Source organism: Streptomyces poonensis, from assembly GCF_014650915.1.
GTDB lineage: Bacteria > Actinomycetota > Actinomycetes > Streptomycetales > Streptomycetaceae > Streptomyces > Streptomyces poonensis.
In genome coordinates, this window is the sequence record NZ_BMVW01000003.1 from 589085 (window position 1) to 614957 (window position 25873).

Sequence of the window (25873 nt, forward strand, 5' to 3'; positions counted from 1 at the left end):
TTGGCGCGGACCGGTATAGTAATTGGCATGATCGAACTGAAGACGGACACCTCCATCGACGCCATGCACGCCGCCGGACAGGTGGTGGCACAAGCACTCAGCGCGGTACGGAAGGCAGCCGCCGTGGGGGTCTCCCTGCTGGAACTGGACGAGGTGGCGCGGGACGTGCTGCGCGCGGCGGGGGCCACGTCGCCGTTCCTCGGCTACCGGCCCCACTTCGCGCCCACGCCCTTCCCCGCGGTGATCTGCGCCTCGGTCAACGACGCGATCGTGCACGGCATACCGACCGGCTACCGGCTCCGTGACGGCGACCTGGTGTCGATCGACTGCGGCGCCGAGCTGGACGGCTGGGCGGGCGACTCGGCGCTGAGCTTCGTCGTGGGCGAACCCCGGGCGGCCGACCTGCGGCTGGTCGAGACGGCGGAGCGGGCGCTCGCGGCGGGCATCGCGGCCGCCGTGCCCGGCAACCGCATGGGCGACCTCGCGCACGCGATCGGCTCGGTGTGCCGCGCGGCCGGGTACGGCATCCCGGACGGGTTCGGCGGCCACGGCATCGGCCGGCGTATGCACGAGGACCCGCCGGTGCCGAACGAGGGCCGCCCCGGGCGCGGCCTGCGGTTGCGCCCCGGCATGGTGCTCGCCATCGAACCGATGCTCATCGGCGGCGGCACCGACGGCTACCACGCGGCACCGGACGGCTGGACCCTGTGCACCGACGACGGCTCCCGCGCGGCCCACGCCGAGCACACGGTGGCGATCACGGAGGCGGGACCGCGGATCCTCACGGAACGGTAGGGCCGAGGGCGGAGCGGCAGGGCCGAGGACGGAGCGGTGGGGCCGAGGACGGAGCGGCAGGGCCGCCGACGGCCGAGCGGCACCGCCGCCTGTCACTCCCGCGTCAGGAGCCACAGGTGTAACCGGGTGGCCGACAGGGCACCCGCGAGCGGAACGAGCATGAACGAGCACGTCGATCGGCAGGGTGCCCCGGCCCCGCCCCGGGCCTGGCGGGCACCTGGAACGGATGGCCATGACCAGCGGGTTCACCGGTCCGCAGGGCTCCGGCCCGGACCCCTTCTCGGAGTTTCTCGCCCGTTTCTTCGCCGGGCAGCGCCCCCAGCACGTCGACATCGGACGGCTGATGAGCCGGCAGGCGCGGCAGCTCGTGGCGGACGCGGCGACGTACGCGGCCGAGCACGGCAGTCACGACCTGGACACCCAGCACCTGCTGCGGGCGGCGGTGGGTGCCGAGCCGACGCGGAGCCTGCTGGCCCGCGCGGGGGCGGATCCCGACTCACTGGCGTCCCAGATCGACGAGCGCACCGGACCGGCCGACCACCGGCCGGGCGAGAGCACGCCCCCGCCCGCCTCGCTCGCCCTCACCCCCGCCGCCAAACGGGCCCTGCTGGACGCCCACGAGCTGGCCCGGGCGGGGGGCGCCGGCCACATCGGCCCCGAGCACGTGCTGACCGCGCTGGTCGCGAACCCGGACTCGGCCGCCGGGGCGATCCTCAACGCCGCCCGGTTCTCCCCCTCGAAACTGCCGCCCGACGCCCCCGACCCGCCGGCGTCGGGCGGCGACCGGTCCCGCCCCGACCGGCAGCAGCAGAGCTCCACCCCGACCCTGGACAAGTACGGCCGCGACCTGACCGACCTGGCGCGGCAGGGCCGTATCGACCCGGTCATCGGGCGGGAGGAGGAGATCGAGCAGACCGTCGAGGTGCTGTCCCGGCGCGGCAAGAACAACCCGGTCCTGATCGGCGAGGCCGGTGTCGGCAAGACGGCGATCGTGGAGGGTCTCGCCCAGCGCATCGCCGACGACGACGTGCCCGACATCCTCACCGGCCGCCGGGTCGTCGCCCTGGACCTGGCCGGGGTGGTCTCCGGCACCCGTTTCCGCGGCGACTTCGAGGAGCGGCTGACGAAGATCGTCGACGAGGTCCGGACGCACTCGGACGAGCTGGTCGTCTTCATCGACGAGCTGCACACCGTCGTCGGCGCGGGCGCGGGCGAGACCAGCGGCATGGACGCGGGCAACATCCTCAAGCCCGCGCTGGCCCGCGGCGAGCTGCACATCGTGGGCGCCACGACACTGCAGGAGTACCGCAGGATCGAGAAGGACGCGGCCCTGGCCCGCCGCTTCCAGCCGATCCTGGTGCCCGAGCCGTCCACCCTGGACGCGCTGCAGATCCTGCGCGGACTGCGCGACCGCTACGAGGCCCACCACCAGGTCCGCTACACCGACGAGGCGCTGGTGGCCGCCGTGGAGCTGTCCGACCGCCATCTCACCGACCGGCAGCTGCCGGACAAGGCCATCGACCTGATGGACCAGGCGGGCGCCCGGGTGCGGCTGCGCTCCCGTACCAAGGGTTCGGGTGTACGGGCCATGGAGCGCGAGATCGAACAGCTCACCCGGGACAAGGACCGGGCGGTCGACGACGAGCGGTACGAGGAGGCGAGCCGGCTGCGCGACCGCATCGGGCAGCTCCAGGAGAGGATCGCCTCCGGGCGCGACGAGCAGGCCGACGACGGGCAGCACCTGGAGGTCACCGCGGAGGACATCGCCGAGGTGGTGTCCCGGCACACCGGCATCCCGGTCAGCAGCCTCACCCAGGAGGAGAAGCAGCGCCTGCTGGGCCTCCGGGAGCATCTGCACCAGCGGGTCATCGGGCAGGAGGAGGCGGTGACCGCGGTGGCCGACGCGGTGCTGCGCTCACGGGCCGGGCTCGCCAGCCCCGACCGGCCGATCGGCAGCTTCCTGTTCCTCGGCCCGACCGGGGTCGGCAAGACGGAGCTGGCGCGGGCGCTGGCGGAGGCGCTGTTCGGCAGCGAGGACCGGATGGTGCGCCTGGACATGAGCGAGTACCAGGAGCGGCACACGGTCAGCCGTCTGGTCGGCGCGCCGCCCGGCTACGTCGGCCACGAGGAGGCCGGCCAGCTCACCGAGACCGTGCGCCGCCACCCGTACTCGCTGCTCCTGCTGGACGAGGTGGAGAAGGCCCACCCGGACGTCTTCAACATCCTGCTCCAGGTCCTCGACGACGGCCGGCTCACCGACTCCCAGGGCCGGACGGTGGACTTCACCCAGACCGTCATCGTGATGACCAGCAACCTCGGCTCCGAGATGATCACCCGGAGCGGTGCCGGCCTGGGCTTCTCACCGGGCGGCGCCGAGATGGCCGAGGAAGCGCGCCGGGAGCGGATCCTGCGCCCGCTGCGCGAGCACTTCCGGCCCGAGTTCCTCAACCGCATCGACGAGATCGTGGTGTTCCGGCAGCTCACGGGCGAGCAACTGCGCCGCATCACCGATCTCCTCCTGGAGCGCACCCGGCGCCGGCTGCACGCCCAGGACGTCACGATCGACTTCACCGGGCAGGCCGTCGACTGGCTGGCCCGCCACGGCCACCAGCCCGAGTACGGCGCCCGTCCGCTGCGCCGCACCCTCCAGCGCGAGGTCGACAACCCGCTCTCCCGGCTGCTTCTCGACGGCCGGCTCACCCCCGGCAGCCGGGTGGAGGTGGACACGGACGCCGAGAGCGACCGGCTGTCGTTCCGTACGACCCCGCCGGTCCACCAGGGCCCGCCGCCGCCGTCGTCGGACCGGGACCGGGGGCTGCCCCCGCCCGCCGGCGGCTGAGCGGACGGGGCGCGCGACGGCTGCGCGCGCGTGACGGCTAGCGCGCGTGACGGCTACTCGCGCGTGACGGCTAAGGCGCCGGACGTACCACCATCGCCGAGCCGCCGCCCCGCCGTACGGTCTCGGCGGCGGCCAGCCACTTGCCGTTCGGCAGCCGCTGGACACCGGCCGTGGCGCCGATCTCCGGGTTCTGCCGGAAGCTGTGGCCGATGGCTTCGAGCTCGCCGCGGAGCGGGCTGTTCCACAGGCCCGGTTCGAGCTCGGTGGTGGCCTGGTTGCGCTGGCTGGCGCGGGGCGCGGCGATCGCGTCGACCAGCGGCAGACCACGGTCGAGGAAGCCGGTCAGCGTCTGCAGCACGGTCGTGATGATGGTCGCGCCGCCCGGCGAGCCGAGCGCCACCACGGGCTTGTCCTGCTGGTCGAGCACGATCGTCGGCGCCATCGAGGAGCGCGGGCGCTTGCCCGGACCCGGCAGGTTCGGGTCGTGCACGTCCGGGCTGGCCGGCGTGAAGGAGAAGTCGGTCAGCTCGTTGTTGAGGATGAAGCCGCGTCCGGGGACGGTGATGCCGCTGCCGCCGGTCTGCTCGATGGTGAGGGTGTACGAGACGACGTTGCCCCACTTGTCGGCGACCGTGAGGTGGGTGGTGCTGTCGCCCTCGTACGTCGTCGGGGCGGGCGTGCCGCCGGTCGTGCAGCGGCCCGGGTGCCGCGGGTCGCCGGGCGCCACCGGGCTGGTCAGCACCGCGTCGTCCTTGATCAGGCACTCCCGTGCGTCGGCGTACCGCTGGGACAGCAACTCCTTGGTGGGCACGTCCTCGAAGGCGGGGTCGCCCACCCAGCGCCCCCGGTCGGCGAACGCGATCCGGCTCGCCTCGATGAAGCGGTGCAGGTACTGGGCTTCGCTCGCCTTCGACAGGTCGGTGCGCTCCAGCATGTTGAGCGCCTGGCCGACCGTCGTGCCACCGGAGGACGAGGGCGCCATGGAGTAGACGTCGAGGCCGCGGTACGAGGTCTTGGTGGGCGCCTGGCGCTTGACGCGGTACGTCGCCAGGTCCTTCAGCGACAGGTCGCCGGGGCGCGCGTCGTACTCGGAGCCCGGGTCGACGGGCGGCTTGTTGACGGTGTCGACGATGTCCTCGGCCAGCCCGCCCCGGTAGAGCGTGCCGACGCCCTTGCGCCTCAGCTCCGCGTACGTACGGGCCAGGTCGGGGTTCTTGAAGGTGGAGCCGACCACCGGAAGTCGGCCGCCCGGCAGGAACAGCTCGGCCGTGTCGGGGAAGTACCGGAAGCGGGTCTCGTTGGACGCGGTCTGCGAGCGGAACGTCTCGTCGACGGTGAACCCGTCCCGGGCGAGCCGCTCGGCAGGCTTCAGCAGTGTGCCGAGCCGCTCACTCCCCCATCTGTCCAGCGCCGCCTGCCAGGTGGCGGGCGTGCCGGGCGTACCGACGCTCAGCCCGCTGCTGACGGCCTCGGCGAAGGGGATCGCCTTGCCGTTCTCCACGAACAGGTTCTCGTCGGCGGTCCGGGGCGCGGTCTCCCGGCCGTCGATGGTGTGCACCTTGCGGGACTTGGCGTCGTAGTAGACGAAGTAGCCGCCCCCGCCGATGCCCGCCGAGTACGGCTCGGTGACGCCGAGGGCGGCGGCCGTGGCGACCGCCGCGTCGACGGCGTTGCCGCCCTTGCGCAGGACCTCGATGCCGGCGGCGGAGGCGTCCGCGTCGACGCTCGCGACGGCGCCGTCCCGGCCGACGGCCACGGGCTGCTTCTGAGGGGTCTGCTTCCCGGCCGTGTGCTGTGCGGCCGACGGCGGCGCGGCCGCCCCCACCGACATCACGGTGGCCGTGACGGCCAGTACCGCCAGCTTCCGTACGACAGAACGATCCATCCGCGTACCTCCAGTCGACGACCGTCCGCGCAGCGTAACGCGGTTGCCATGGTCCCGTCAGGGACACCTCGTACAGGCATCGGTCCCGCCCGCCAGCATGCGCGCCCATGGACGACGACGTGCGTAACATCGTCCTCGGGGTGATCGCGGCGGGCATCATCGCCTGATCGGGCTGGCTCGCCCGAACCTGCCTGTGGCAGCGCAGACTCCGCCGCGAACAGGCCTTCTTCGGGCTCCCGGACAACTCCGAGTCGCTCCTCGTGGTCAACCGCGACGCCGGCAGCCCGGATCTGGCGGTGCACCGCTGCGACGTGTTCGCGCTCCTGGAGCTGTCCGCGCTCATCAAGGACTGCGGGGCGCACGCCCAGATCGTCACCGAGGACGCGGCCCAGCAGGGCTTCGGCGAGCGGACCGAGTTCTGCGTGGGCGGGCCGGGGAGCAAGCGTTGCGTTCTCCATCACCCACAACGGACTCAATGGCCAGCGGCTTCAGGCTGCTGCAGCAGACCCTGAGGAGGACTGCGCCTGCAGCGATAGGGGGAAGAATGGGCATCGAAGTGCTGCATCGGCTGCGCTCCGCCGGGCAGGTCGATGACGGCGAGGCGCCGGTGCCCCAGCCCGACATGTGTGCGCACATAGACGTGCCGCAACCGTCCGGCCCGCGACAGGCCATTGTCTCGGTCATCGCATCGAGCACGTCACTCCGGTGCGTCAGATCGGCTTCGAACGACACTCAGCCTGTAATCCCGCACATCTCACGTCCTCTTTTTCACGGCGCCTGCTCAAAATAAGCAAGAAGGCGCGAATGCGACCAAGTTGACATCGAAGCCTTTACCCCGCAATGGCCGATTCTCCCCGGCCGGTGTGCATTTTCCACAGATGTGGAATGCTAGAATCAACCCACCAGATGGAGGATAAAATGCCCGCAGAACAGCCCCACCCCAAGGCCGTCGGCAGGCCACCTCATTTGTCCCTCGACGCCATCATCGCCGCGGCGGATCGCATTCTGCAGACCGAGGGTGCGGAAAAGCTTTCGATGCGGCGCCTGGCGAACGAATTGAACAGCGCGCCGATGGCCCTTTATTATCACGTGCGCAATAAGGACGAACTACTCCTGCTCCTGATGGAGGCTCAGGCTCGGCACATACCCCGCCCGGAATTGCCGGAGGATCCCCGTGACCGACTGATCGCGTTGTCGATCATGCTCTACGAGTTGCTCGCCGACCGGCTGTGGATCGTCCAGGTGCTGACCGACGACGACCTCGTCGCCCCCTCGGCCCTCTGGTTCGTGGAGGAGATGATCGGCGCCGCGGTGGACTACGGCCACACTCCGGAGCAGGCCGTATACATCTACCGCACGATCTGGTACGCCATCGTCGGCGACCTGATCATTCGTGTGAAGGGCAAGCACCGACGCAGCCGGGCCACCCGACCGAGCTATGAGGACCAGGTCGTCACCGGTTTGACGAGCGGCACGCACCCCCATCTGGCGGCGGTCGCCGACCGATGGGCCGAACTCAATGTTCGTGACACTCATCGGCAGGGCCTGGCGGCGATCATCGACGGACTGCTGCGATCGGACGAGATCGCGGAAGACCGGTAGCTCGGCGGCCTCACGGAGCGGACGGCCAGGGGACCGACAGCTTCTCGGACACCGTCCGTGCGTGCGCCGTGAGGAGTTCGACGACCGAGTCCCGGTGCTCGTCCAGGTAGAAATGACCGCCCTCGAAGGTGCGGAATGCGCACGCACCGTCGGTGACCTCGCGCCATCCCTGGGCTTCCACCGAAGTGATCTCAGGGTCCGGATCGCCGTAGAGCACCGTGACCGGGGGTCCGCAGGCGCGCCCCAGGCATCGGCCGATATGTCTCGCTCAACCGGTAGTCGCTCCGGATCACGGGCAGAAACGTCTGGACGAGCGGGGCATTGTCGAGGATGTCGGCCCGTGTCGCGTCGGTGCGGCGCAATTCCTCGATCAGCTCCTCGTCGCTGCCGAGGTGAATCCGGCCCGGCCGTGTCAATGCCGGGGCCGGATGCCCGGACACCACCAATCCCGCCGGCGGGTCGGCCGCCAATACGGCGGCGAGCCGTTGCATGTCGTCCGGTACCGGTTCGGCGTACCGATCCTCCCGGCCCGGGTACCGGACGGCGAGGAATTCGATGTCCCAGGGTGCCGCCGGGGCCCACGACCGGTAATAACTCGCGCTGCCGCCACCATGCGGAAACAACCGCACGCGGGCCCGGGCATAGGGCCGGGACGCAAGTCGGCGGAATGCGCCGGCCGGTCGGTCCCGTGACAACGGATCAATCACCGTACCCACTCATTCACTCGCTACCGGTGCCATGGAGATGTTCCAGAAGTCGGAGTAGCGGCCACCTCGGCGCAGAAGCTCGTCGTGGGCTCCCTCCTCCACGATTCGGCCGCCTTCCAGGAAGAGGACACGGTCGGCACGTTGCACGGTCCGCATCCGGTGCGCGACCATCACCACGGTCCTCCCCGCCATCAGGCGTTCGATGCCCTCGTGGACGGCTGCCTCGTTCACCGGGTCAAGGGCGGAGGTCACCTCGTCCAGCAGGACGACGGGCGCGTTCTTCAGCAGCGCCCGCGCGATCGAGACGCGCTGGCGTTCACCGCCCGACAGCAGTGCCCCGCCCTCGCCGACGTTCGCCGCCCACCCGCCGGGCAGCCGCTCGATCACCTCGTCCAGCCGTGCCGCGGCAGCCGCCGCCCGGACGTCGGCTTCGTCGGCGTCGGGGCGGCCGAGGCGCACGTTCTCCTCGATGGTGCTGTCGAAGAGATAGACGTCCTGGAAGACGATGGCGATCTGCGCCATCAGCACCTCAGTGCTGATCTGGCGCACGTCCACGCCGCCCATGCGTACCGTGCCCGTGTCCACGTCGTAGAACCGCGCGAGCAACTGCAGCAGTGTGCTCTTGCCCGCACCCGACGGTCCGACAACGGCGAGCCGCTGTCCCTCGGGCACGGAGAACGACACGTCGTCGAACACCATGCGTTCGCCATGCCGGAAGGTGACGGACTCGAACGCCAGCTCGTGGTGGCCCGGCTGGACAGGTTCGCGAGGTTCCGGCAGCGGCTCGGTGCTCAGGACCTTGTCGAGCCTCTCGATCTCGGACTGCGCACCGCGAAGTCCGGCCCCGATGTCCGACAGCGAGAGCAGCGGATCGGCGCAGCGAGCCGCGATCACCAGGATCGTCAGGACCTCCGCCGCACCGATGGTCCCACCGAGCGCGAGGGAGGCACCCAGAGCCAGCAGCGCGGTGAAGCCCACCTGCACCGTGAGCGTCAGGCCCACCGCGCCGGGCAGCACCGCCAGCACGGTACGGCGGGACGCGCGCTGGACCTCCCGCAAAGAGTCGTCGAGCAGCTCGAAGCGTTCCCCGGTCCGGCCGCCGGCTCGCAACACCGGCTGGGCCTGAAGGAACTCTATGACTCGGCCCGAGGCCTCCTTGTCACGTTCATGGCGCTCCGCGTCGGTGCCGGCCATCGAGCGTGCAGTCCAGGTCTGGATCGCCGCCACGACGGGAGCGGCGATCAACGCGGCCACCCCCAGCTGCCAGTTGAAGGCGATCATCACGGCGACGATCGTCAAGGGGGTCACCAAGGCGGAGACGAACGGTGCCAGCAGGTGCGCAGCCACGCCCATCGCCTGCAGCAGGCCGCGGCTGGCCATGACGGACACCTCGCCGACCCGTCCGGCGTTGTACCAGCCGATGGGCAGCCGGGCCAGATGCTCGCCCAGCCGGTAGTACATGCCGTGCAGCATCGTGGTCCCGACGCGCATGCCGGACAGATCGCTGACGTAGCGCAGCACGGCGTAGACCGCAACCGCCGCCCCGAACGCGATCAGCCACGGCACGGCGTCGTCGGGCGTGCTGCCGAACAGTTCCCGCAGCACGGGAACCAGCAGCGCGTAGGAAAGACCCTCGACCACCGCGGTAATCGTCATCAGGGCCACGGTGCGGCGCATCGCCCGGGCGTACTCGGGTCCGAGCACGCGCAGCAGCATTCGAATCATCGGAGCTCACCTCCCTGGGATCGCCAGAACGCAGCGAACTTCCCGTCGACTGCCAGCAGTTCGGCAGGCCTGCCGCGCTCGACGATCGCCCCGTTCTCCAGCATCACGACGGTGTCGGCGTCGGCGACTGTTTCCAGGCGATGGGCAATGACCAGGATCGTCCGGTCGCTGCCCAGCGTCGCCAGGGCCTGGCGGATCGCGTGATCGGTCTGCGGGTCGGCGAAGGCAGTCGCCTCGTCGAGCACCAGGACGGGCGTGTCGGCCAGCAGTGCGCGGGCGAGAGAGATCCGCTGGGCCTCGCCACCCGACAGCTTGATGTCCTCACCGATCACCGTCTCGTACCCGTGCGGCAGCTCGAGGATCCGGTCGTGAATGTTCGCCAGCCGGGCAGCGCGCACCACATCGTCGCGCTCGGCGTGCGGCACCGCCAGCGCGATGTTGTCCGTGACCGACGCGCGCAGCAGGCGGACATCCTGGAAGACGAAGGAGACCATCCGGTAGAGCTGCCGGCTGCCGATCTCGCGCAGATCGACACCGCCCAGGACGACCGAGCCGTGGGTCGGGTCGAAGAACCGCGGCAGCAGCTGGACCAGCGTCGACTTCCCGCTTCCCGACGGCCCGACGACCGCTGTGGATGTCCCCGGCTCAAGCACCAGGTCGATCCCGCGCAGCACCTCGCGATCGTCTTCGTAGCCGAAGCGAACGTCACGCAGTTCCACCCGGTGCCCTTGGGGCACCACCGGGTGCACGGGCTCCGGCAGCGGCTCGACCTCGAGCACTTCCTTGATCCGGCCGACCGCGCGGCCGGCGGCCTGCATGTCGTCGAAGCCGTGGCCCAGTGCTGCCACCGGAGCGGTCAGTCCCAGGCCCAGCAACAGGAAGGGCAGCAGGTCGGCCGGGGCCATGCCGTCGGACGTGATCAGAGACGTACCGCCGATCAGGATGACCAGCAGCACGAACGGCGGCGACAGCGCCAGCTGCATCCCGGCGGCGACGAGGGACATGCCGCGCACCCACCGTAAGAAGGTACTGACGAAATCGTCCACGGCGGAAAGGAACTTCCCATGGGCGCGCCCGGACCCGCCGAACGCCTTGACCACCGAGATACCCTGCACGAACTCGACGACGGAGTCCGCGATCCGTCCCATGGCCGCGTCGAACTCCTCCTGCTCGCGCGTCCTGGCGGGAAGCATCAGCAGCGGGACCAGCGCGATGGCCATCACCACCGGGATCAGCGTGATCAGCGTCATCCGCCACTCGACGGTGAACAGGTAGATCAGCGACGCCAGCGGCACCACGAACGCGGAGACAAGCTCCCCGGGTGCGTGGGCGATGAGGGGGTGCACGGCACTCACGTCCTCCCCCACCACCTTGGCCAGCTCGCCGGTCCTCCGCCGGGAGAACCAGCCGATCGGCACCCGTCCCAGCCGCGCGGCCAGTTGTCGGCGGAGCGTGAGCTGCGCCTGGCCGTCGAGCATGTGCCCGAGTCCCGAGGACGCGGCCGTGAACAGCAGCCGCACGAACAGGCCGACCGCGCCCGCGATCACGACCAACCAGACGTGGTCTTCGTCGATCGGGCCTGACGCCAGCAGGGTGCGACCCAGTTCGGCGACCGCGAGCAGGGGCGCCAATCCCGCGAGGGCGCCGACCACCTGCAAAATCACGACGGCCGCGAAACTCCGGACATGTGGACGCAGCAGTCTCGACAGGCTCTGCTCCCCGACGGAGTCGAATAACCGCGTTGGCGTGGATCGCTCCCTCGCCCCAGCAACGTCGATCGCGTTCATCACTCCCCCATCGTACGCGTACGAATTTTCACCCTACTCGGCCGCGGGCCCGATGGGCCAGAGATCGGTGACCTTCAGAGGTTTTCCGGGTTCCGGTTCGGTGACCTCGGGACAGCCCAAGGCCTCGGTCAGCTCTTTCCAGGCACGGGCGACGGCCAGACAGCGCTGCTGACCGCGCAACGGGTCCGCGCCCGCCTCCATACGCTCGCGCAGCTCGTCCATGGCGGTCAGCACCCCGTCGCCCCACACCTCATGAACGGCGGCCGCCCAGGTGGGCGTCTCGGCCTCACCCACGTATCCGCCGGTCGGACCGAGATCGTCCGACCACCATTGCTCGGTCCACAGTGCGATGATCATGGTGTAACCGGTGTGATCACGGCGTCGGAACCGTCCTGCACAGCCCCGTTCACCGGATTGACCCCGCGCTGCTTCCGCAAGCTCGTGGCTGCCCTACGCCGCAAGGGTGCGGGCGCCGTCCGGCGTGGCCGGCCATGGAGCCTGCCGCTGGAGGACCGTGCCCTGCCGGTCGCGGCATACTGGCGCACCAACTTGACGCTGCGCCAGCTGGGCCCGCAGTCAGGGATTTCGAAATCCGCGGCCGGTCGCATCATCGACCATCTCGGCCCTCTTCTCGCACTCCGGCCACGTCGCCGTTTCCGCGAGGACGCCGTCCTCTGGACAGAGGAACACAACCGCTCACACCGCAAGGTTCGCGCCCGCGTGGAGCACACCCTCGCCCCCATGAAGGGGCCAACGGCGGGGTCATCTTCCTCTCCAGGCTCCTCGACCAGCTGGTCCAGGCGCCCCCGACGGCGTCGCTCCCCTGCTGCCGCGCCGCCACGCCGCCGTCTGGCAGTCGGAGCGGTACGCGGCGGGCCAGCAGGTGCGCGGCACGGCCGAGGTGCACACCACGGTCACGAGCACCGGGTCGAGCGGCACCCTCGTCGCGTACCTCTACGACGTGGGGCCGCTCGGCCTCGGCAAGCTGGTCAGCAGCGCGCCGTACACCTTCCACGGGCAGACGCCCGGCCGGCCGTACGCCGTGGACCTGGAGCTGTACTCCACGGCCTACGACGTCCCGGCCGGGCACCGGCTCGTCGCGGTCGTCGACACGGTCGACCCGCTCTACATCGAGCACAACCCGTCCGGCGCGCAGCTGACCTTCTCCTCGCCGCCGCACGATCCGTCCTTCGTGTCGGTACCGCTGCGCGAGCAGTGATCTCCGGCTGCCGCCGGGCGGGCCTGGCCCTGTGAGCCGCCGCTCTCCCCCTGCGGTCCCGTGGCTGTGGGGGGAGTCCCACCGGGCAGCGGCGCCCCTGGTGTGTCCGGGTGCCTCCCACGGCCCCGGACCTCACGAGGGGTGAACGCAACATCGTAGTCGACGGGCCGATCTCGGGCGGAGGGGTGTTCGATCCCGCCGGGCCGTCCGGGCTCTCCCCCTCCGTCAGCCCTCCGCCACCTCGGCATACATCCGGGACAGTTCCGGCACCCCGCTGGCCGCCCACTCGTGCCCCGCGGCGACCACGTCGATCTCGCGGCCGGAGGCGAGCCGTACCACCGGATGGCCGCTCGGCCACAGCGCCCAGCCGGCTCCCGGGACCGTGCGCACGACGACCGTGCCGAGGTAGAGCCCCGCGTCGTTCCCGAGCCGGGACAGGATCTCCTCGTCGTCCCGCCAGCGCGGCACGAGCTGGTCGACCGCCTCCAACGAGGCGGCCGTGTCGTCGAGTTCGACACCCGCTTCGTACGCCTGCGCGCGCAGCAGCTCGCACTCGGCGAGCAGGTCCGCGATCCCGCCGCGCTCGGCGGTACCGCCGGAGAACACCGCGTCCCCGGAGGCGGGACCGTGCTTCTTGCGCCAGTTGCCCAGGAAAGAGATGTTCATACGGCCAGCGTGTCATTCGGACGGCCCCGGGCACCACAGGCGCGCTGGCCTTCTGTCCCCGGGGAGTTGGCGTGGAGTTCGCCCGGAGTTCGCGTCCGGCTCATTGACCGGCGCCCGACGGCTCCTTAGTTTCGGAGCGCAACTGTCACCTCACGGGTTCCGAGGTTGCGGGAGAGAGGTCGGAGTGCGCCGACGTGTGTGGAGTACGGCAGTCGTCCTGGCCCTGCTGACGGCCACCGCTCCGGTCGCGTCCGCGGCCACCGCCCCGGTCGGCACCGCGCGGGCGACGGCCGCCGCGGCCCGGCCGCAGCCGCTGGAGCGGCACTTCGACAACCGGGCCGTCAGCGACGACGGGCGCCCGGGCGAGGCGGACTTCGACGGCTCGGGCGGCTCCCTGTCGGCCCAGGACCTGGCGGCCGCGGGCTGGACGCCGGGGCGGTCCCTGACGGTGCAGGGCGCCCGGCTGACCTGGCCGGACCGTGTGGCGGGCGAGCCCGACAACGTACGCGCCGACGGGCAGTCCGTGCGCGTGCGCGGTCGCGGCGACGCGCTCGCCTTCCTCGTCGCGGGCACGGGTGGCTCCCCCGCGAGGGGCACGGGTACGGTCCGCTACGGCGACGGCACGCGCTCCTCGTACCGGCTGACCGCGCCGGACTGGCGCACCGGTCCGCTCGCCACGAAGGCGGTGGCGCTGCCGCACGTCAACACCCCGGACGGTCAGGTCGCGGAGCGGGCGCGGCTGTACGTGGTGACCGTGCCGGTCGTGCGCGGGCGCGAGGTCGCGTCGGTGTCCCTGCCGCGCAACCGTTCCCTGCACGTCTTCGACCTCGCGGTACGGCCCCTGTCGAGCGGCTGGACCGGGACCTGGGCGGCCTCGACGTCCGGCTACACCGCCGTCGGGCCGTGGACGGACCGTACGCTGCGGCTGGTGGTGCACACCTCGGCGGGCGGGCCCCGGGTGCGGATCCGGCTCGACAACACCTTCGCCGGCGCTCCGGTGCGCGTCGGGAGCGCGACGGTGGCCGTACGGGCCGCGGGCGCGGCCCCGCGCGGCGCGCCGGTGCCGCTGTCGTTCCGGGGTGCCGCGGAGACCGTGATCCCGGCGGGGGCCCAGGTCTACAGCGATCCGGTGGCCTTCGACGTGCCGCCGGGCAGCGACCTGCTGGTGAGCTTCCATCTGCCGGGGACGGTCACGGCGGCGCCCGTGCACCGGCTCGCGCTGCAGACCTCGTACGTCAGCGAGCCGGGCGACCACGCGCGCGACGGCTCGGCCGCCGCGTACACCTCGACGATCACCACGTGGCCGCTGCTGACGGGGGTGGACGTGGGCGGCGGGCCGGGGTCCGTCGTGGTCCTCGGGGACTCGATCACGGACGGCGAGAAGTCCGCGCCGGACGCGAACCGCCGCTGGCCCGATCTGCTCGCGGCGCGGCTGCGCGGCGAGGGCACCGTGCCCCGTTACGGGGTCCTCAACCAGGGCATCTCGGCGAACCGCGTGGTCGGCGACCGGTACCCGGGGGACGGGGTCTCGACGGACACGGGCGGTGTCAGCGCCCTGAACCGCCTGGACCGCGATGTCCTCGCGCAGACCTCGGCCCGGACCGTCGTCGTCTTCCAGGGCGTCAACGACGTCCGCTGGGGCGCGACGTCCGGGCAGGTGATCGCCGGACTGCGCAAGATCGCCGCCCGTGGGCACGCGCGGGGGCTGCGCGTCCTGGCGGCGACGATCGCGCCGTGCGAGGGCGAGACGCGCTGCACGGCCGCCGCCGACGCCGAGCGGGTGGAGGTGAACACCTGGATGCGGCGGGCGGGCGTCTTCGACGGCGTGCTCGACTTCGACGCGGTGCTGCGGGACCCGGACCGCCCGTCGCGGCTGCTCCCGGCGTACGACAGCGGGGACCATCTGCACCCGGGCGGCGCGGGGCTCGCGGCGCTGGCGGAGTCGGTGGACCTGCGGATGCTGAGGAGGTGAGTGAACCGCTGTCCTCGTGGCGGCTCACTCACCCCGGCGACCGCTACACGTCCAGGTCCACCACGACCGGCGCGTGGTCGGAGGCGCCCTTGCCCTTGCGCTCCTCGCGGTCCACGTAGGCGTCCGTCACGGCCTTGGCGAACGGCTCGTTGCCGTAGACCAGGTCGATGCGCATGCCCCGGTTCTTGGGGAAGCACAGCTGGCGGTAGTCCCAGTACGTGTAGGGGTGGTCGTACTTGAGGGGGCGGGGGACGACGTCCGTGAGGCCCGCCTCGCGCAGGGAGGTGAGGGCGGCGCGCTCGGCCGGGGTGACGTGGGTGGAGCCCTCGAAGGCGGCCCGGTCGTAGACGTCGTCGTCCGTCGGCGCCACGTTGTAGTCGCCCAGCACCGCGAACGGGCGGCTGCCGGCGGCGTCGCCCGCGACGGCTGCCCTGAGGGCCTCGAACCACTGGAGCTTGTACGCGTAGTGGGGGTGGTCCACCTCGCGGCCGTTCGGCACGTACACCGACCAGACGCGGACCGGGCCGCAGGTCGCGGAGACGGCGCGGGGCTCCTCGGTGCCCTCGTAGCCCGGGTCGCCGGGCAGTCCCTTGACGACGTCCTCGAGGCCGACGCGGGAGAGCACCGCCACGCCGTTCCACCGGCCGGTGGCGTTGACCGCCGCCTCGTAGCCCAGCTCGCGCAGCTCGCCGAACGGGAAGTTCTCCTCGGCGATCTTGGCCTCCTGGAGACACAGCACGTCCGTGCCGCTGCTCTCCAGCCAGGCCAGGAGCCGGGGCAGACGGGCGGTGATCGAGTTGACGTTCCAGGTCGCGATGCGCATGCGTCCCAACCTACCCGGAGGGTCCGACAACGCCCTCGCCCGCCGCCCGCGCCCGTTCGCCCGCGCCCGCTCAGAACTCGGCCGACGCGCCCGGTGCCAGCCGCTGGTGGTCGGTGCCGCCCAGGGCGCCGATCTGCCGGTCGTAGACCGGCCGGGCGAGGTCGGTGAGCAGCGCGTCGTGGACGTCGTACGCCCGCTGCGGCTTCACCTCGCGGACGTAGTCGATGACCTCGGAGATCTTGTTCCAGGGGGCCATGACGGGGAGCAGCAGCGTCTCGACGGGGTGGTCCGGGACGGTGAGCGCGTCGCCCGGGTGGAAGACGCGGCCGTCGACGAGGTAACCGACGTTCGTGATGCGCGGGATGTCCGGGTGGATGACGGCGTGGAGTTCGCCGTGGACCTGGACGTCGAAGCCCGCCGCGGTGAACGTGTCGCCGTGGCCGACCGTGTGCACGCGGCCGGGGAAGGCGGCGGAGATCTTCTCGGCGACGGAGCGCAGCGTCCAGATCCCGGCGTCCGGGTTGGCCTCCAGGGCCGCGCGAAGCCGCCCCTCGTCGAAGTGGTCGGCGTGCTCGTGCGTCACCAGGACGGCGTCCGCGCCGGCCGTGGCGTCCTCCTCGCTGAACCCGCCGGGGTCGATGACGAGCGTCCGCCCGCCCTTCTCCAGCCGGACACAGGCGTGCGACTTCTTCGTGAGTTTCATGGATCCGTCCATGGTTCCATCCTGCCTCCGGGTGGCGACGGGGGCGGGGCGGGGTGGTCTCAGTCCTGGGGTGTCGTCTCCTCGCGGATGACCTCCTGGGCGACCTTGAAGGCGCTGCTCGCGGCCGGCACACCGCAGTACACCGCCGCCTGGAGCAGCACTTCCTTGATCTCCGCCGGGGTGAGCCCGTTACGCAGGGCGGCACGGGTGTGGAAGGCGAGCTCCTCCAGGTGGCCGCCCGCGACCAGGGCGGTCAGGGTGACGCAGCTGCGGGTGCGCCGGTCCAGACCCGGCCGGTCCCAGATCTCGCCCCAGACGTACCGGGTGAGGAACTGCTGGAAGTCGCCGGAGAACTCGTCCGCCGAGGACAGCACCCGGTCGACGTGCGCGTCACCGAGCACCTCGCGGCGGATCTTCAGCCCGGTGTCGTACGGGTCGGGCCGCCCCTCGCCCACGGGCTGTACGGCGACGGCCGGGGCGATCTCGGCGACGGGCCCCGCCTGCGGCGGCACGACGGCGGGCACCGGCTTCGGCGCGGCCGGGGTGATGGCCATGTGCCCGGTGGCCGTGTCGTAGCCGGGCCCGGGCTGCCAGGCGGAGGAGAAGTGGCGTACGAGCAGGTCCGTGACGGCGGCGGGCTGTTCGACGGGGACGAGGTGGGAGGCGCCGGGGACGACGGCGAGCCGGGCGTCCGGGATTCCGGCGACCAGCGTGCGGGCCTCGGCGGGCCCGGTGACCTGGTCGTCGGAGCCGACGAGGACGAGGGTCGGCACACCGACCCGGCCGAGTTCGGCCCGTACGTCGAACGCTGCGAGCGCCTCGCACGCCGCGATGTAGCAGCCGGGGTCGGTGGTGCGCACCATCTGCACGGCCCACTCGGTGATCGCGGGCTGGGCGGCCGCGAACCCGCCGGTGAACCACCGCTCGGGCGAGCTGCGGGCGATCGGGTCGAGGCCGTTCGTCCGTACGATCACTCCGCGCTGGCGCCACTCGTCCGCCGTGCCGAAGCGCGGTGAGGCGGCGATCAGCGCGAGCGAGGCGACGCGTTCGGGGTGGCGCAGCGCGAGCTCCACGCCGACGGCGCCACCGAGGGAGCAGCCCGCGTAGCCGAAGCGCTGCACCCCGAGTGCGTCGAGGGTGGCCAGCAGCCGGGTCGCCAGCTCGGTGACCGAGCCCGCCGGGTGCGCGGGGGCACCGCCGTGGCCCGGCAGGTCGAACCGGACGACGCGCCACTGCTTCGTCAGCTCCGGGATCTGGCGGTCCCACATGTGCCATGTCGTACCCAGTGAGGGACCCAAGATGAGGACTGGGGCGTCTTCCGGCCCGTCACAGCGGTACTGCAGGGTGTTGGTCGGTGTCTCGCTCACGTCCTGCACGCTCTCACATCTCACAATTTCTCACATGCCGGGGTCGGGGCCCCGTGCAAGCCGTCCCACGTTGTGGCGGCTCCGCGAAGATCCTCCACATCCGGCTTGACGTACCACTTCTTGGTGGTCTTCACGTTCGTGTGCCCGGCCCACCGCGCAAGGATGTGGTCCGGCACCCCGTTGTTGGCCAGGTACGTGAGGCACGACGAGCGGGCATCGTATATGCGAACGCGACGGAGACCGAGCAGTTCCATGAGCCGGTACGCGCGTCGGCGCAGCTGCTTGATCGTGAAGGCTTCTCCGGTCTCGTGCACCAGGACGTAGCCGGCGTTCGTGTAAGCCTCACCCAGAGCCAGCCTCTCCTTGGCTTGGAGAGCCCTGAACGACTGCAGAGCAGCCAGCACCGGCGCGGGCAACGGAAGTTGCCGTTCACCAGCCAAAGACTTGGTGTCCTTTTCCACCACGTACCGGTTGCCCATCATCGTGCGCGTGTTGGCAATGGTGATCGTGGCGCTGTCCAGGTCGACGTCTTCCCATCGAAGTCCGCAGACTTCAGCCGGACGTAGCCCCATGAGGGACAGCAGGAGCGGAGCGTAGAGCCGTTCCTCCTTCACCCCCTGAACGAAAGCCTGAACTTCCTGCACGTTCCAGGGCTTCACCTCATGCTTGTTCTTCCGCTCCTCTTTACGAGCTCTGCGCGGAATGGTCACGTGATTCGCCACGTTCACAGGCACCAGCCTACGCGTCACGGCTCGGTTCAAAGCATCCTTCAACCGAGCAAGGCTCATGTCCACGCTGGTCACTCCGAGTGGAGTTCCTGCCTTACCAGCGCGTACACGCCCGTACTTCAGAGCCCAGTGCATCCACTCTTCTACGTTCTCTTCAGTGAGTTCCTGAAGACGGATGTTACCGAGCTGCCCCCGAAGCCGGTCCAGGGTGATCCGGTAGCTGTAGATGGTGGTTTCTTCCAGATCTTCAGCTTTCATGGCTAGCCACTGGTCGAGCCACTCATTCACGGTGATTTTATTGGGTGGTACGAACGTCCCTTCCTGGCGACGGTTGGTGATGCGTGCATACTCGGCCTTGGCTTCCTTCAACGTGTCGAACGTACGGGTTAGCTGCTTGCGCTTGCCGGTGGTGGGGTTAACCCCTACGTCGACTACGAACCTGTACCGGACCTCCCCCTTGGCGTTCGGCGGCAACTTTTTGATCGGAACGGACAGGACTACTCACTCTCCTTCAGACGTGGATATTCCAGATCGGCGCAGGCGTGACTGCGTTCCAGCGCAACAACACCACGGCCATCAGGCAGCTCCATACGGTGCCGCTCTCTCCTCTTCCTCCTCGGATCCACGGCGATATGCACCGTGTCCGCTACGGCTCCACCGCCAAGGGCAGCCTGGGGCGAACACCCGCAATAGTCGTAACGATTGCCGGTTTGGCTAACCGGCGGTAGTGGCTTATTATGCGCTCGCGCTCCGCCAGTGGGGTCGTCGCCAGCTGTCAGTCACAACGCCCATCGATGCCCTAGAGCAGCCCTCACCCCGAAGCCTCCAGTCCCGAGGAACGGAAGTCGGTAGTCGCTGCGAGCGCCATGCAGTCGGATGCATGTGCTCGGTCCAGGCGTTCAGCACTTGCGAGAAAGACGGCGTGGTTAGAGACGAACAGGGTGGGGTGAGCGCGTCGACGCACGGAACTCCTCGATGTGTCACCCGGTTGGCCATTCACCGGCCGCGTGTTTCCGGGGTGTCATACGTTGACATAGCCCCGTAGAAGGTTCCAGTGTTTCGCAGCCCTTCCTCGTCTGCCGTGGGCGAATGCCGAATACCGCAGTCCACAGGCCAGTCATGCGCTTCCAGGTGCCCGCACCGGGGTGGGGGTGCGAAAACCGTAGCCGCGATGCACTCGCGCAGCTGGTCAATTACAGGTGCAGTGGTCACGAACAGCTGGACCGCCCATTGGCCATCTTGCTCACCGCAGGCCAGCGCCACGACAACGTCTACGCACGCCCGCTTTGCACTCGGATGCCGCGCGCGGGGATAGAGCGAAGTCGAGAACCTTCCCCTACCGTGCACGGCACTTCTCCGGCGTACGACGATCACGTTACGAGCAAGTCATTGCGCCCGTCGATACCTCTGGTGAGTCATCCGTCCGGCTGCTCAATACCGGGACGCTGGACAGCGGCGCGGATGAGGGCGCGCACGAACTCCTCGGGACGGAGGTTGGCAGCCGCAGCCGCGGTCGCCAAGGAGCGATGCTCCGTGTGCTCCAGGTTGATGCGGAGGGGGCGGTTCTGTGTGAGGCGAAGCTCCTCGGGAGTGTGCAGCTGGCCGAGGTGTTCGCTGAGCAGCTCGGCCAAGAGCGCAGGGATCGGGGGACGGGGCCGCTCCCCTCGTCGTATCCAGCGTCCGACGCGTGTGTGGTCGACGGCGATGCCGCGATACCCCGCGTGGGAGGCGCAGGCGTTGAGGCGTCGGGCGGTTTCGTGGTTGCTCCAGCCGGCGGCGGCGAGCGCCAGCGCAAGGGGGTAGTTGGGGGTGCTCATGGCGTGTCTCCTCCACGCCAGGACGGCACATGCGGTGTGGCTCGGGAGTGCGAACGCGTCCGCACCCCCGTGAGCAGTAGATGCCATGCGCCCCGGAAGGACACCGTGGTCTCGCGGCGCTCAACACCGTTGCGCCGTTTACGAGTTGGGGTGGCAACTGCCGCCCTGAAGGAGGCTGTTCCATGGCAGAGACCGCAGTTCCCAAGATCACTCCGAGCCTGGTGGCCGGTGACCCGGTCGACCTGAGCCGGGTGCACTTCGTCGGCGTCGGCGGTACCGGGATGCTGCCGCTGGCGCGGGTGTGCGTCGGGCGGGGGTTCGCCGTGTCCGGCAGCGACGCCAAGCCGTCGGCGGGCCTGAGCGAGCTGGAGCGTCTGGGCGCCAGGGTGCATGTCGGGCACTCCGCCGCGCAGGTGCCCGCGGACGCGACGGCCGTGGTGTTCACCCATGCGGTTGCGGAGGACAACCCGGAGATCCGTGCGGCGCATCTGCGGGGCATCCCGCTGGTGCACCGCTCGGCGGCGCTGAACGTCCTGATGAGCGGCGTGACGGCGATCGGTGTGCTGGGCACCCACGGCAAGACCTCCACGGCGGGAATGCTCTCGGTCGGGCTCACTCGCATGGAGCACGCGCCGACGTACGTGGTCGGCGGCGAGCTGCAGGGGCCGGCCAGCGGCGGCCGGTCCGGTGACGGCGGATTCTTCGTCGCCGAGGTCGACGAGTCCGACCGCTCGCACCTGGGCGTGCGGGTGGACGTGGCGGTGATCACCGACATCGGTCACGACCACCCGGAGTGCTACGCCGGCGAGCAGGATCACGTCCAGGCGTACGAGTCGTTCGTGCGTGGCATGCCGTCGAACGGCCTCGTGGTGCTCAGCACGGACGCGCCCGCGGGCCAGGCCCTCGCCGCACGGCTGGCCGAGGCCGACGGCGGACCGCGGCTGGTCACGGTCGGCACGGCGTCGCACGCGACCTGGCGCCTGACGAACGCGGTCTCCGTCGGCGGCTCCAGCACGGCGATGCTGCACGGGCCGGGTGGGCTCGAGATGTCTCTCAAGCTGCGGATTCCGGGCGTGCACCAGCTCAGGAACGCGGCCGCGGCCGTGGCCGCCGTCCACGCCCTGGGGCTGGACCACGAGCTGCTCGTGGAGCAGCTGGGCTACTTCGACGGCGTGGCGCGCCGGATGAGCATGGCCGGTGAGGCGGCCGGGGTGCGGGTGTACGACTCGTATGCGCACCACCCGGCCGAGGTCACCGCGGACCTGGCGGCCGCGCGTACCCTCCTCGGTGAGGAGGGGCGCGTGATCGCGGTGTTCCAGCCGACCGGTCAGGCCCGGCTCGACGCCTTCGGCGCCGCGTACGGGACCGCGCTGGCGGGCTGCGACCAGGTGGTGCTGACGGACAGCACCGGCCTCCTGCGTCAGGAGGCGCTGGAGGTGCTGTCCGTCCAGATCAGCCGGGCGGGCGGCACCGCTCGGGCCGTGGAGCGGGACCGGGCCGAGGCCGTGGTGCGTGCCGCCCGGGCGGCGCGGCCGGGGGACGTGGTCGTGCTCATCGGCACGGGTGACCTGGTCGACCACGGCTCGCGGCTGACGGCGGCGCTGAGCGGCCTGGTCCAGGCCGCGGCCTAAGCGCCGGCGGGCTCGGGGTCTGGCTGCAGCAGTGCTTCGGCGAGCTGCTGCATCTGGACCCCACGGGAGGCCTTGACCAGGACGACGTCGCCGCTGCGGAGCGTGGAGCGCAGCAGCTGCAAGGCGGCGTCCTGGTCGGGCAGGTGCAGGGCGGTGGCTCCGGCGTCCCGGGCGGCCTGCTGGATCCATCCGGCTTCGTCGCCTCCCACTGTGATGAGCTGGTGCAGGTTCAGGCGGGCGGCGTGCCGGCCGATGTCCTCGTGGGCGGCACGCGTATCCGGGCCGAGTTCGTTCATGCGGCCGAGGACGGCGATCGCCTGCTGGTCATGGCCGCGGGCCATGGCGGCGAGCGCGTCGAGGGAGGAGCGCATCGAGTCCGGGTTGGCGTTGTAGGCGTCGTTGACGATCGTGACGCCGTCGGCCCGGGTGTGCGTCTCCATGCGCCACCGGGACTGGGTGGTGGCGGCGGACAGCAGGTCGGCGATCTGGGCCGGGGGCAGGCCGGCTTCGCGACCGACGGCGGACGCGGCGAGGCTGTTGTAGATCTGGGGGCGGCCGACGAACTGCAGCTGGACCGGGGCGGTGCCCTCGGGCGTGTGCAGGGTGTAGGCGGGCTGGCCCTGATCGTTGAGGGTGATGTCGGTGGCCCGGATGTCGGCGCTCTCGTCCAGGCCGTAGGTGACGACGCGGGCGGCGGTGCGGTGGGCCATGGCCCGTACGCGGGGGTCGTCGGCGTTGAGGACGGCGAGCCCGCCGGTGGGGAGGGCTTCGACGATTTCGCCCTTGGCGCGGGCGATGTTGTCCTGGCCGCCGAATTCACCGACGTGGGCGGTGCCGACGTTGGTGACGACGCTGATGCGGGGCGGGGCGATCTCGGTCAGGTCGCGGATGTGGCCGATCTTCCTGGCGCCCATTTCCAGGACGAGGAAGCGGGTGGAGGGGTCGGCCAGGGTGATGGTCAGCGGCAGGCCGATCTCGTTGTTGAAGCTCTGGGGCGTGGCCACTGTGGGGCCGGCGGCGGGCAGGAGCTGGGCGATGAAGTCCTTGGTGGACGTCTTGCCGGCCGAGCCGGTGATCGCGACGACGCGGGTGTCCGTGAGGGCGCTGTGGACGAGGTGCCGGCCCAGGCGCCCGAACGCGGCGAGCACGTCGTCGACGACGATCGCGGGGACACCGACGGGCCGGGTGGTCAGCGCGGCCACCGCGCCGCGCGTGGCTGCCTGCTTCGCGTAGTCGTGCCCGTCGCCGGTCTTGCCGGCGAGGGCGATGAACAGCGATCCGGGCTTGGCCTCGCGGGAGTCGAACACGGCGGGCGCGACGACGCGGGCGGCAGGGTCGGGGGTGTCGGACAGGCGGCCGCCGACGACTTCAGCGATGGTCGACAAAGGCATGGGGTGCACGGGATCTCCCAAATCGAATGTTTCTCATGGATGCTGCCGGGCTGAGGCGGTGACGCGCGGTCACGACCACGCCGCGGCGGCCGGGTAGCGGGCGAGCAGTCCCTCGTGTCTCACTGGCTGAAGGGCCTTCGCGACGATGGTGGCGGAGACACCGAACTCGGCCGCGAAGTCGGCCAGGGACGGAACTTGCTCGAAGAGCGGATAGGTGCCGTCAGCGATGCGCGCGTACGGTGCATTCAATGTGCAGGATCTGCGGCACCCCGTCTGGGGCGTCCCAGGTCTCCCCTGCGGCTTTGGGACGGGTGCCGATCCGGGACCGGCTCTCCACAAGCCCTTCCTCGCGGAGCAACCCGATCGCCGCGGTGACGATGTGCACTGGCGCGCCGTACCGCCTGGCAAGGGCGGGCTGAGTAAGTACGCAGCCTGGCTGCCAGCGGCCTTCCTTGATCTCGGCGCGCAGTAACTCGGCCATCTGCCGCACCCGCACGTACAGGCTGGGCGTTTCGCTCATCGGTCCTCCACCTGCGCGGACGCGCTTCGGCGCACTGGAGAGGAGCCCAAATACAGGGAGAGGCCGCGGCCGCCGAAGAAAGCATCAAAGCGATCCACGGCGAGGCTGGCCTGGCGGGCGTGCGGGGTGTGGCCGGAGGGGTTGCGGAAGTGGATCAAGTCGCCTTCGCGTCCGATGACAAGGACGAGGTGGCCCCCGCGCCGGGCGGGTTCGTGCTCGGGACGGCGGATCTCTTTGGAGACGGAGGCCATGACCATGTGCCCGGCGTCCAGGAGGTCGACGAGCTCTCCCATCTCCAGTTCGCGGTGGACGGTGGCGGGCAGGCCGTGGCTGTCGCGGGTGTACTCGGCGAACGGGGCATAGATCAGTCCCTTGATTGTTCCGCCGCCCTGGTCGATGTAGGCGCCGTGGTGGCGGGCGCCGGCCAGGAGCTGGAACAGGTTGGGGGCCTGGCCGTCGCGGTGGAGCAGCGCCATGCGCAGACAGGCGATGCCGCACAGGTGGCGGCACCAGCGGCCGTACGCCGACTGCGACGGCGCGCCAGAGGTCTTCCAGGCCGGATCGTCGGCCGGATCGTGCCCGTCGTAGGCGACGCGGCCGATCAACTCGGGTGTGGCGTACTGGGTGACCACTGGCACCGGGGCGTGGACCGGGCGGGGCGCGGTGCCGGTGGTGTCAGCACAGCACGGGGGCAGCATCGGATCGTTCCCTGTCTACTCGTTCCATGGCGGTGTCCAGCAGCGTGCGATATGCGCTCCAGTCGACGTTGCCGCCGGAGACGACCACGCCGACAGGTCCGTCCGGAAGGCGGTCGCGGGCCCGCAGCAGCCCGGCGAGGGCGACCGCGCCGGAGGGCTCGGCAGCGGTGCGGTAATAGCGCCACAGGTAGGCCATGGCATCGGCGATGGCCGGCTCCGGGACGGTGACCACGTCGGCCAGGAGCCGCTTGTTGATCTCGAACGGAAGCCGACTGGGCTGGGTGTGGCCCAGGCCATCGGCGATCGTGACCGGCGGCGGGATCGGGACAAGCCGACCCGCGTGCAGAGACCGGCGGGTGTCGTCCGCGGTGGCGGGCTCGACACCGATCACCTGCAGGCCCGGGTTGTGGGAGTGCGCCGCCAGCACGGTGCCGGCGGCGAGACCGCCACCGCCCACAGGAACGAGGATCGCGACCAAGTCGGGGACCTCCTGGAGCATCTCCCATGCCACGGTGCCTGCTCCGGCGATGACCTCACGGTGGTTCGCGGAGGGCACGATGGTCAGCTGGTCGCGGTGGGCGATCTGCTCGACCAGGGCGTCGCGACGGTCCGTTCGCCGGTTGTAGGTGATGATCCGCTCGCCGAGCGCCTCGATTGCCTGCCGTTTGACAGCGGGCGCGTCAGCGGGAATGACGACGGTAGCCGGGGCCTTGTGCAGGCGAGCGGCCAGGGCGAGGGCCTGGGCATGGTTACCGGAGGACGCGGCGATCACGCCCGCCGCGCGGGCGCGATCGTCCAGGGTGGCCAGCGCGTTGAAGGCGCCGCGGAATTTGAAGGATCCGGTGCGCTGCTGAGTCTCGGCCTTGACCCAGACCTTGCGGCCCAGCAAGTCATCGACCGGCGACGAGGTGAGCAGCGGGGTCCGGGCGGCGACGCCGCGCAGTCTTCCGACCGCGTGCAGCACGTCGGTGGGCGTCATCGGCACAGCGGTCTTCTCC

Annotated in this window: 22 protein-coding genes and 4 pseudogenes; 8 read left to right on the plus strand and 18 right to left on the minus strand. The window is 70.7% G+C overall.

Features of this window, described 5'->3' with window-relative positions:
* Window positions 1-27 precede the first annotated feature (27 nt).
* Both map and IE242_RS12600 read left to right on the plus strand, forming a co-directional pair.
* On the plus strand, window positions 28-795 hold the full coding sequence (gene map / locus IE242_RS12595) for a type I methionyl aminopeptidase (RefSeq protein ID WP_189858402.1): 768 nt from the start codon (window positions 28-30) through the stop codon (window positions 793-795).
* 232 nt (window positions 796-1027) lie between these two features.
* On the plus strand, window positions 1028-3634 hold the full coding sequence (locus tag IE242_RS12600) for an ATP-dependent Clp protease ATP-binding subunit (protein ID WP_189858404.1): 2607 nt from the start codon (window positions 1028-1030) through the stop codon (window positions 3632-3634).
* Window positions 3635-3704: 70 nt separating this feature from the next.
* Here IE242_RS12600 and ggt read toward each other — a convergent pair whose 3' ends face one another.
* Window positions 3705-5519 (minus strand): gamma-glutamyltransferase, encoded by a 1815-nt coding sequence (ggt, locus tag IE242_RS12605; RefSeq protein ID WP_189858406.1) that lies wholly within the window; start codon window positions 5517-5519, stop codon window positions 3705-3707.
* A gap of 107 nt (window positions 5520-5626) precedes the next feature.
* On the opposite strand from ggt, the pseudogene IE242_RS12610 reads away from it, so the two are divergent.
* A pseudogene (locus IE242_RS12610) lies at window positions 5627-5980 on the plus strand (hypothetical protein); the annotation flags it as partial.
* Between the two features lie 101 nt (window positions 5981-6081).
* On the opposite strand, the pseudogene IE242_RS39535 reads toward IE242_RS12610, so the two are convergent.
* Window positions 6082-6251, minus strand: a pseudogene (locus IE242_RS39535) (hypothetical protein); the annotation flags it as partial.
* Between the two features lie 186 nt (window positions 6252-6437).
* On the opposite strand from IE242_RS39535, the gene IE242_RS12615 reads away from it, so the two are divergent.
* Window positions 6438-7121: a TetR/AcrR family transcriptional regulator gene (locus IE242_RS12615; RefSeq protein ID WP_189858407.1), complete on the plus strand. Its 684-nt coding sequence runs from the start codon at window positions 6438-6440 to the stop codon at window positions 7119-7121.
* Between the two features lie 10 nt (window positions 7122-7131).
* Here the strand turns inward: IE242_RS12615 and IE242_RS12620 are convergent, their stop codons facing one another.
* The 5 genes from IE242_RS12620 to IE242_RS12640 are packed head-to-tail and all read right to left on the minus strand — an operon-like array spanning window position 7132 to window position 11697.
* Entirely contained in the window at window positions 7132-7302 is a 171-nt protein-coding gene (locus IE242_RS12620) for a hypothetical protein (protein ID WP_189858408.1), read from the minus strand.
* Between the two features lie 10 nt (window positions 7303-7312).
* Window positions 7313-7828 (minus strand): thioesterase II family protein, encoded by a 516-nt coding sequence (locus IE242_RS12625; protein WP_189858409.1) that lies wholly within the window; start codon window positions 7826-7828, stop codon window positions 7313-7315.
* Between the two features lie 9 nt (window positions 7829-7837).
* Window positions 7838-9553 (minus strand): ABC transporter ATP-binding protein, encoded by a 1716-nt coding sequence (locus IE242_RS12630; protein ID WP_189858410.1) that lies wholly within the window; start codon window positions 9551-9553, stop codon window positions 7838-7840.
* On the minus strand, window positions 9550-11340 hold the full coding sequence (locus IE242_RS12635) for an ABC transporter ATP-binding protein (RefSeq protein ID WP_189858411.1): 1791 nt from the start codon (window positions 11338-11340) through the stop codon (window positions 9550-9552). The genes IE242_RS12630 and IE242_RS12635 overlap by 4 nt, the downstream gene beginning before the upstream one ends.
* Before the next feature lie 33 nt (window positions 11341-11373).
* The gene (locus tag IE242_RS12640) at window positions 11374-11697 is read right to left on the minus strand and encodes a hypothetical protein (protein WP_189858412.1); all 324 of its coding nucleotides are present in this window, start codon (window positions 11695-11697) and stop codon (window positions 11374-11376) included.
* Between IE242_RS12640 and IE242_RS12645 the strand changes: the two are divergent.
* A pseudogene (locus IE242_RS12645) lies at window positions 11671-12015 on the plus strand (helix-turn-helix domain-containing protein); the annotation flags it as partial. The gene IE242_RS12640 and the pseudogene IE242_RS12645 overlap by 27 nt on opposite strands.
* A gap of 71 nt (window positions 12016-12086) precedes the next feature.
* Window positions 12087-12559: pseudogene (locus IE242_RS12650) on the plus strand (CocE/NonD family hydrolase C-terminal non-catalytic domain-containing protein); the annotation flags it as partial.
* Between the two features lie 225 nt (window positions 12560-12784).
* On the opposite strand, the gene IE242_RS12655 reads toward IE242_RS12650, so the two are convergent.
* Window positions 12785-13225 (minus strand): DUF6278 family protein, encoded by a 441-nt coding sequence (locus tag IE242_RS12655; protein WP_189858413.1) that lies wholly within the window; start codon window positions 13223-13225, stop codon window positions 12785-12787.
* A gap of 196 nt (window positions 13226-13421) precedes the next feature.
* Here IE242_RS12655 and IE242_RS12660 point away from each other — a divergent pair, with 196 nt between their 5' ends.
* Window positions 13422-15197, plus strand: a complete 1776-nt coding sequence (locus IE242_RS12660) for an SGNH/GDSL hydrolase family protein (RefSeq protein WP_229858832.1) — start codon at window positions 13422-13424, stop codon at window positions 15195-15197.
* 43 nt (window positions 15198-15240) lie between these two features.
* On the opposite strand, the gene IE242_RS12665 is transcribed toward IE242_RS12660, so the two are convergent.
* From IE242_RS12665 to IE242_RS12685, 5 genes are all read right to left on the minus strand, one after another.
* The gene (locus IE242_RS12665) at window positions 15241-16020 is read right to left on the minus strand and encodes an exodeoxyribonuclease III (protein ID WP_189858415.1); all 780 of its coding nucleotides are present in this window, start codon (window positions 16018-16020) and stop codon (window positions 15241-15243) included.
* Window positions 16021-16090: 70 nt separating this feature from the next.
* A complete protein-coding gene (locus IE242_RS12670) occupies window positions 16091-16723 on the minus strand; it encodes an MBL fold metallo-hydrolase (RefSeq protein ID WP_189858517.1) in 633 nt (210 codons plus the stop codon).
* 59 nt (window positions 16724-16782) lie between these two features.
* The gene (gene pcaDC, locus IE242_RS12675) at window positions 16783-18090 is read right to left on the minus strand and encodes a bifunctional 3-oxoadipate enol-lactonase/4-carboxymuconolactone decarboxylase PcaDC (RefSeq protein WP_189858416.1); all 1308 of its coding nucleotides are present in this window, start codon (window positions 18088-18090) and stop codon (window positions 16783-16785) included.
* Between the two features lie 20 nt (window positions 18091-18110).
* Window positions 18111-19292 (minus strand): site-specific integrase, encoded by a 1182-nt coding sequence (locus tag IE242_RS12680; RefSeq protein WP_229858834.1) that lies wholly within the window; start codon window positions 19290-19292, stop codon window positions 18111-18113.
* A gap of 941 nt (window positions 19293-20233) precedes the next feature.
* The gene (locus tag IE242_RS12685; RefSeq protein ID WP_189858417.1) at window positions 20234-20635 is read right to left on the minus strand and encodes a hypothetical protein; all 402 of its coding nucleotides are present in this window, start codon (window positions 20633-20635) and stop codon (window positions 20234-20236) included.
* 182 nt (window positions 20636-20817) lie between these two features.
* Between IE242_RS12685 and IE242_RS12690 the strand changes: the two genes are divergently transcribed.
* Entirely contained in the window at window positions 20818-22266 is a 1449-nt protein-coding gene (locus IE242_RS12690; protein WP_189858418.1) for a UDP-N-acetylmuramate--L-alanine ligase, read from the plus strand.
* Here IE242_RS12690 and IE242_RS12695 read toward each other — a convergent pair.
* The 5 genes from IE242_RS12695 to IE242_RS12715 form a co-directional block, all read right to left on the minus strand.
* Window positions 22263-23657, minus strand: a complete 1395-nt coding sequence (locus IE242_RS12695) for a UDP-N-acetylmuramoyl-tripeptide--D-alanyl-D-alanine ligase (protein ID WP_373299511.1) — start codon at window positions 23655-23657, stop codon at window positions 22263-22265. The genes IE242_RS12690 and IE242_RS12695 overlap by 4 nt on opposite strands.
* A 69-nt stretch (window positions 23658-23726) precedes the next feature.
* Window positions 23727-23906, minus strand: a complete 180-nt coding sequence (locus IE242_RS12700; RefSeq protein ID WP_189858420.1) for a GntR family transcriptional regulator — start codon at window positions 23904-23906, stop codon at window positions 23727-23729.
* Window positions 23878-24177 (minus strand): GntR family transcriptional regulator, encoded by a 300-nt coding sequence (locus tag IE242_RS12705; protein WP_189858421.1) that lies wholly within the window; start codon window positions 24175-24177, stop codon window positions 23878-23880. Before IE242_RS12705 ends, IE242_RS12700 begins: the two co-directional genes overlap by 29 nt.
* Entirely contained in the window at window positions 24174-24875 is a 702-nt protein-coding gene (locus tag IE242_RS12710) for a cysteine peptidase family C39 domain-containing protein (protein ID WP_189858422.1), read from the minus strand. Before IE242_RS12710 ends, IE242_RS12705 begins: the two co-directional genes overlap by 4 nt.
* On the minus strand, window positions 24853-25854 hold the full coding sequence (locus IE242_RS12715; protein ID WP_189858423.1) for a threonine ammonia-lyase: 1002 nt from the start codon (window positions 25852-25854) through the stop codon (window positions 24853-24855). The genes IE242_RS12710 and IE242_RS12715 overlap by 23 nt, the downstream gene beginning before the upstream one ends.
* Window positions 25855-25873: the final 19 nt, after the last annotated feature.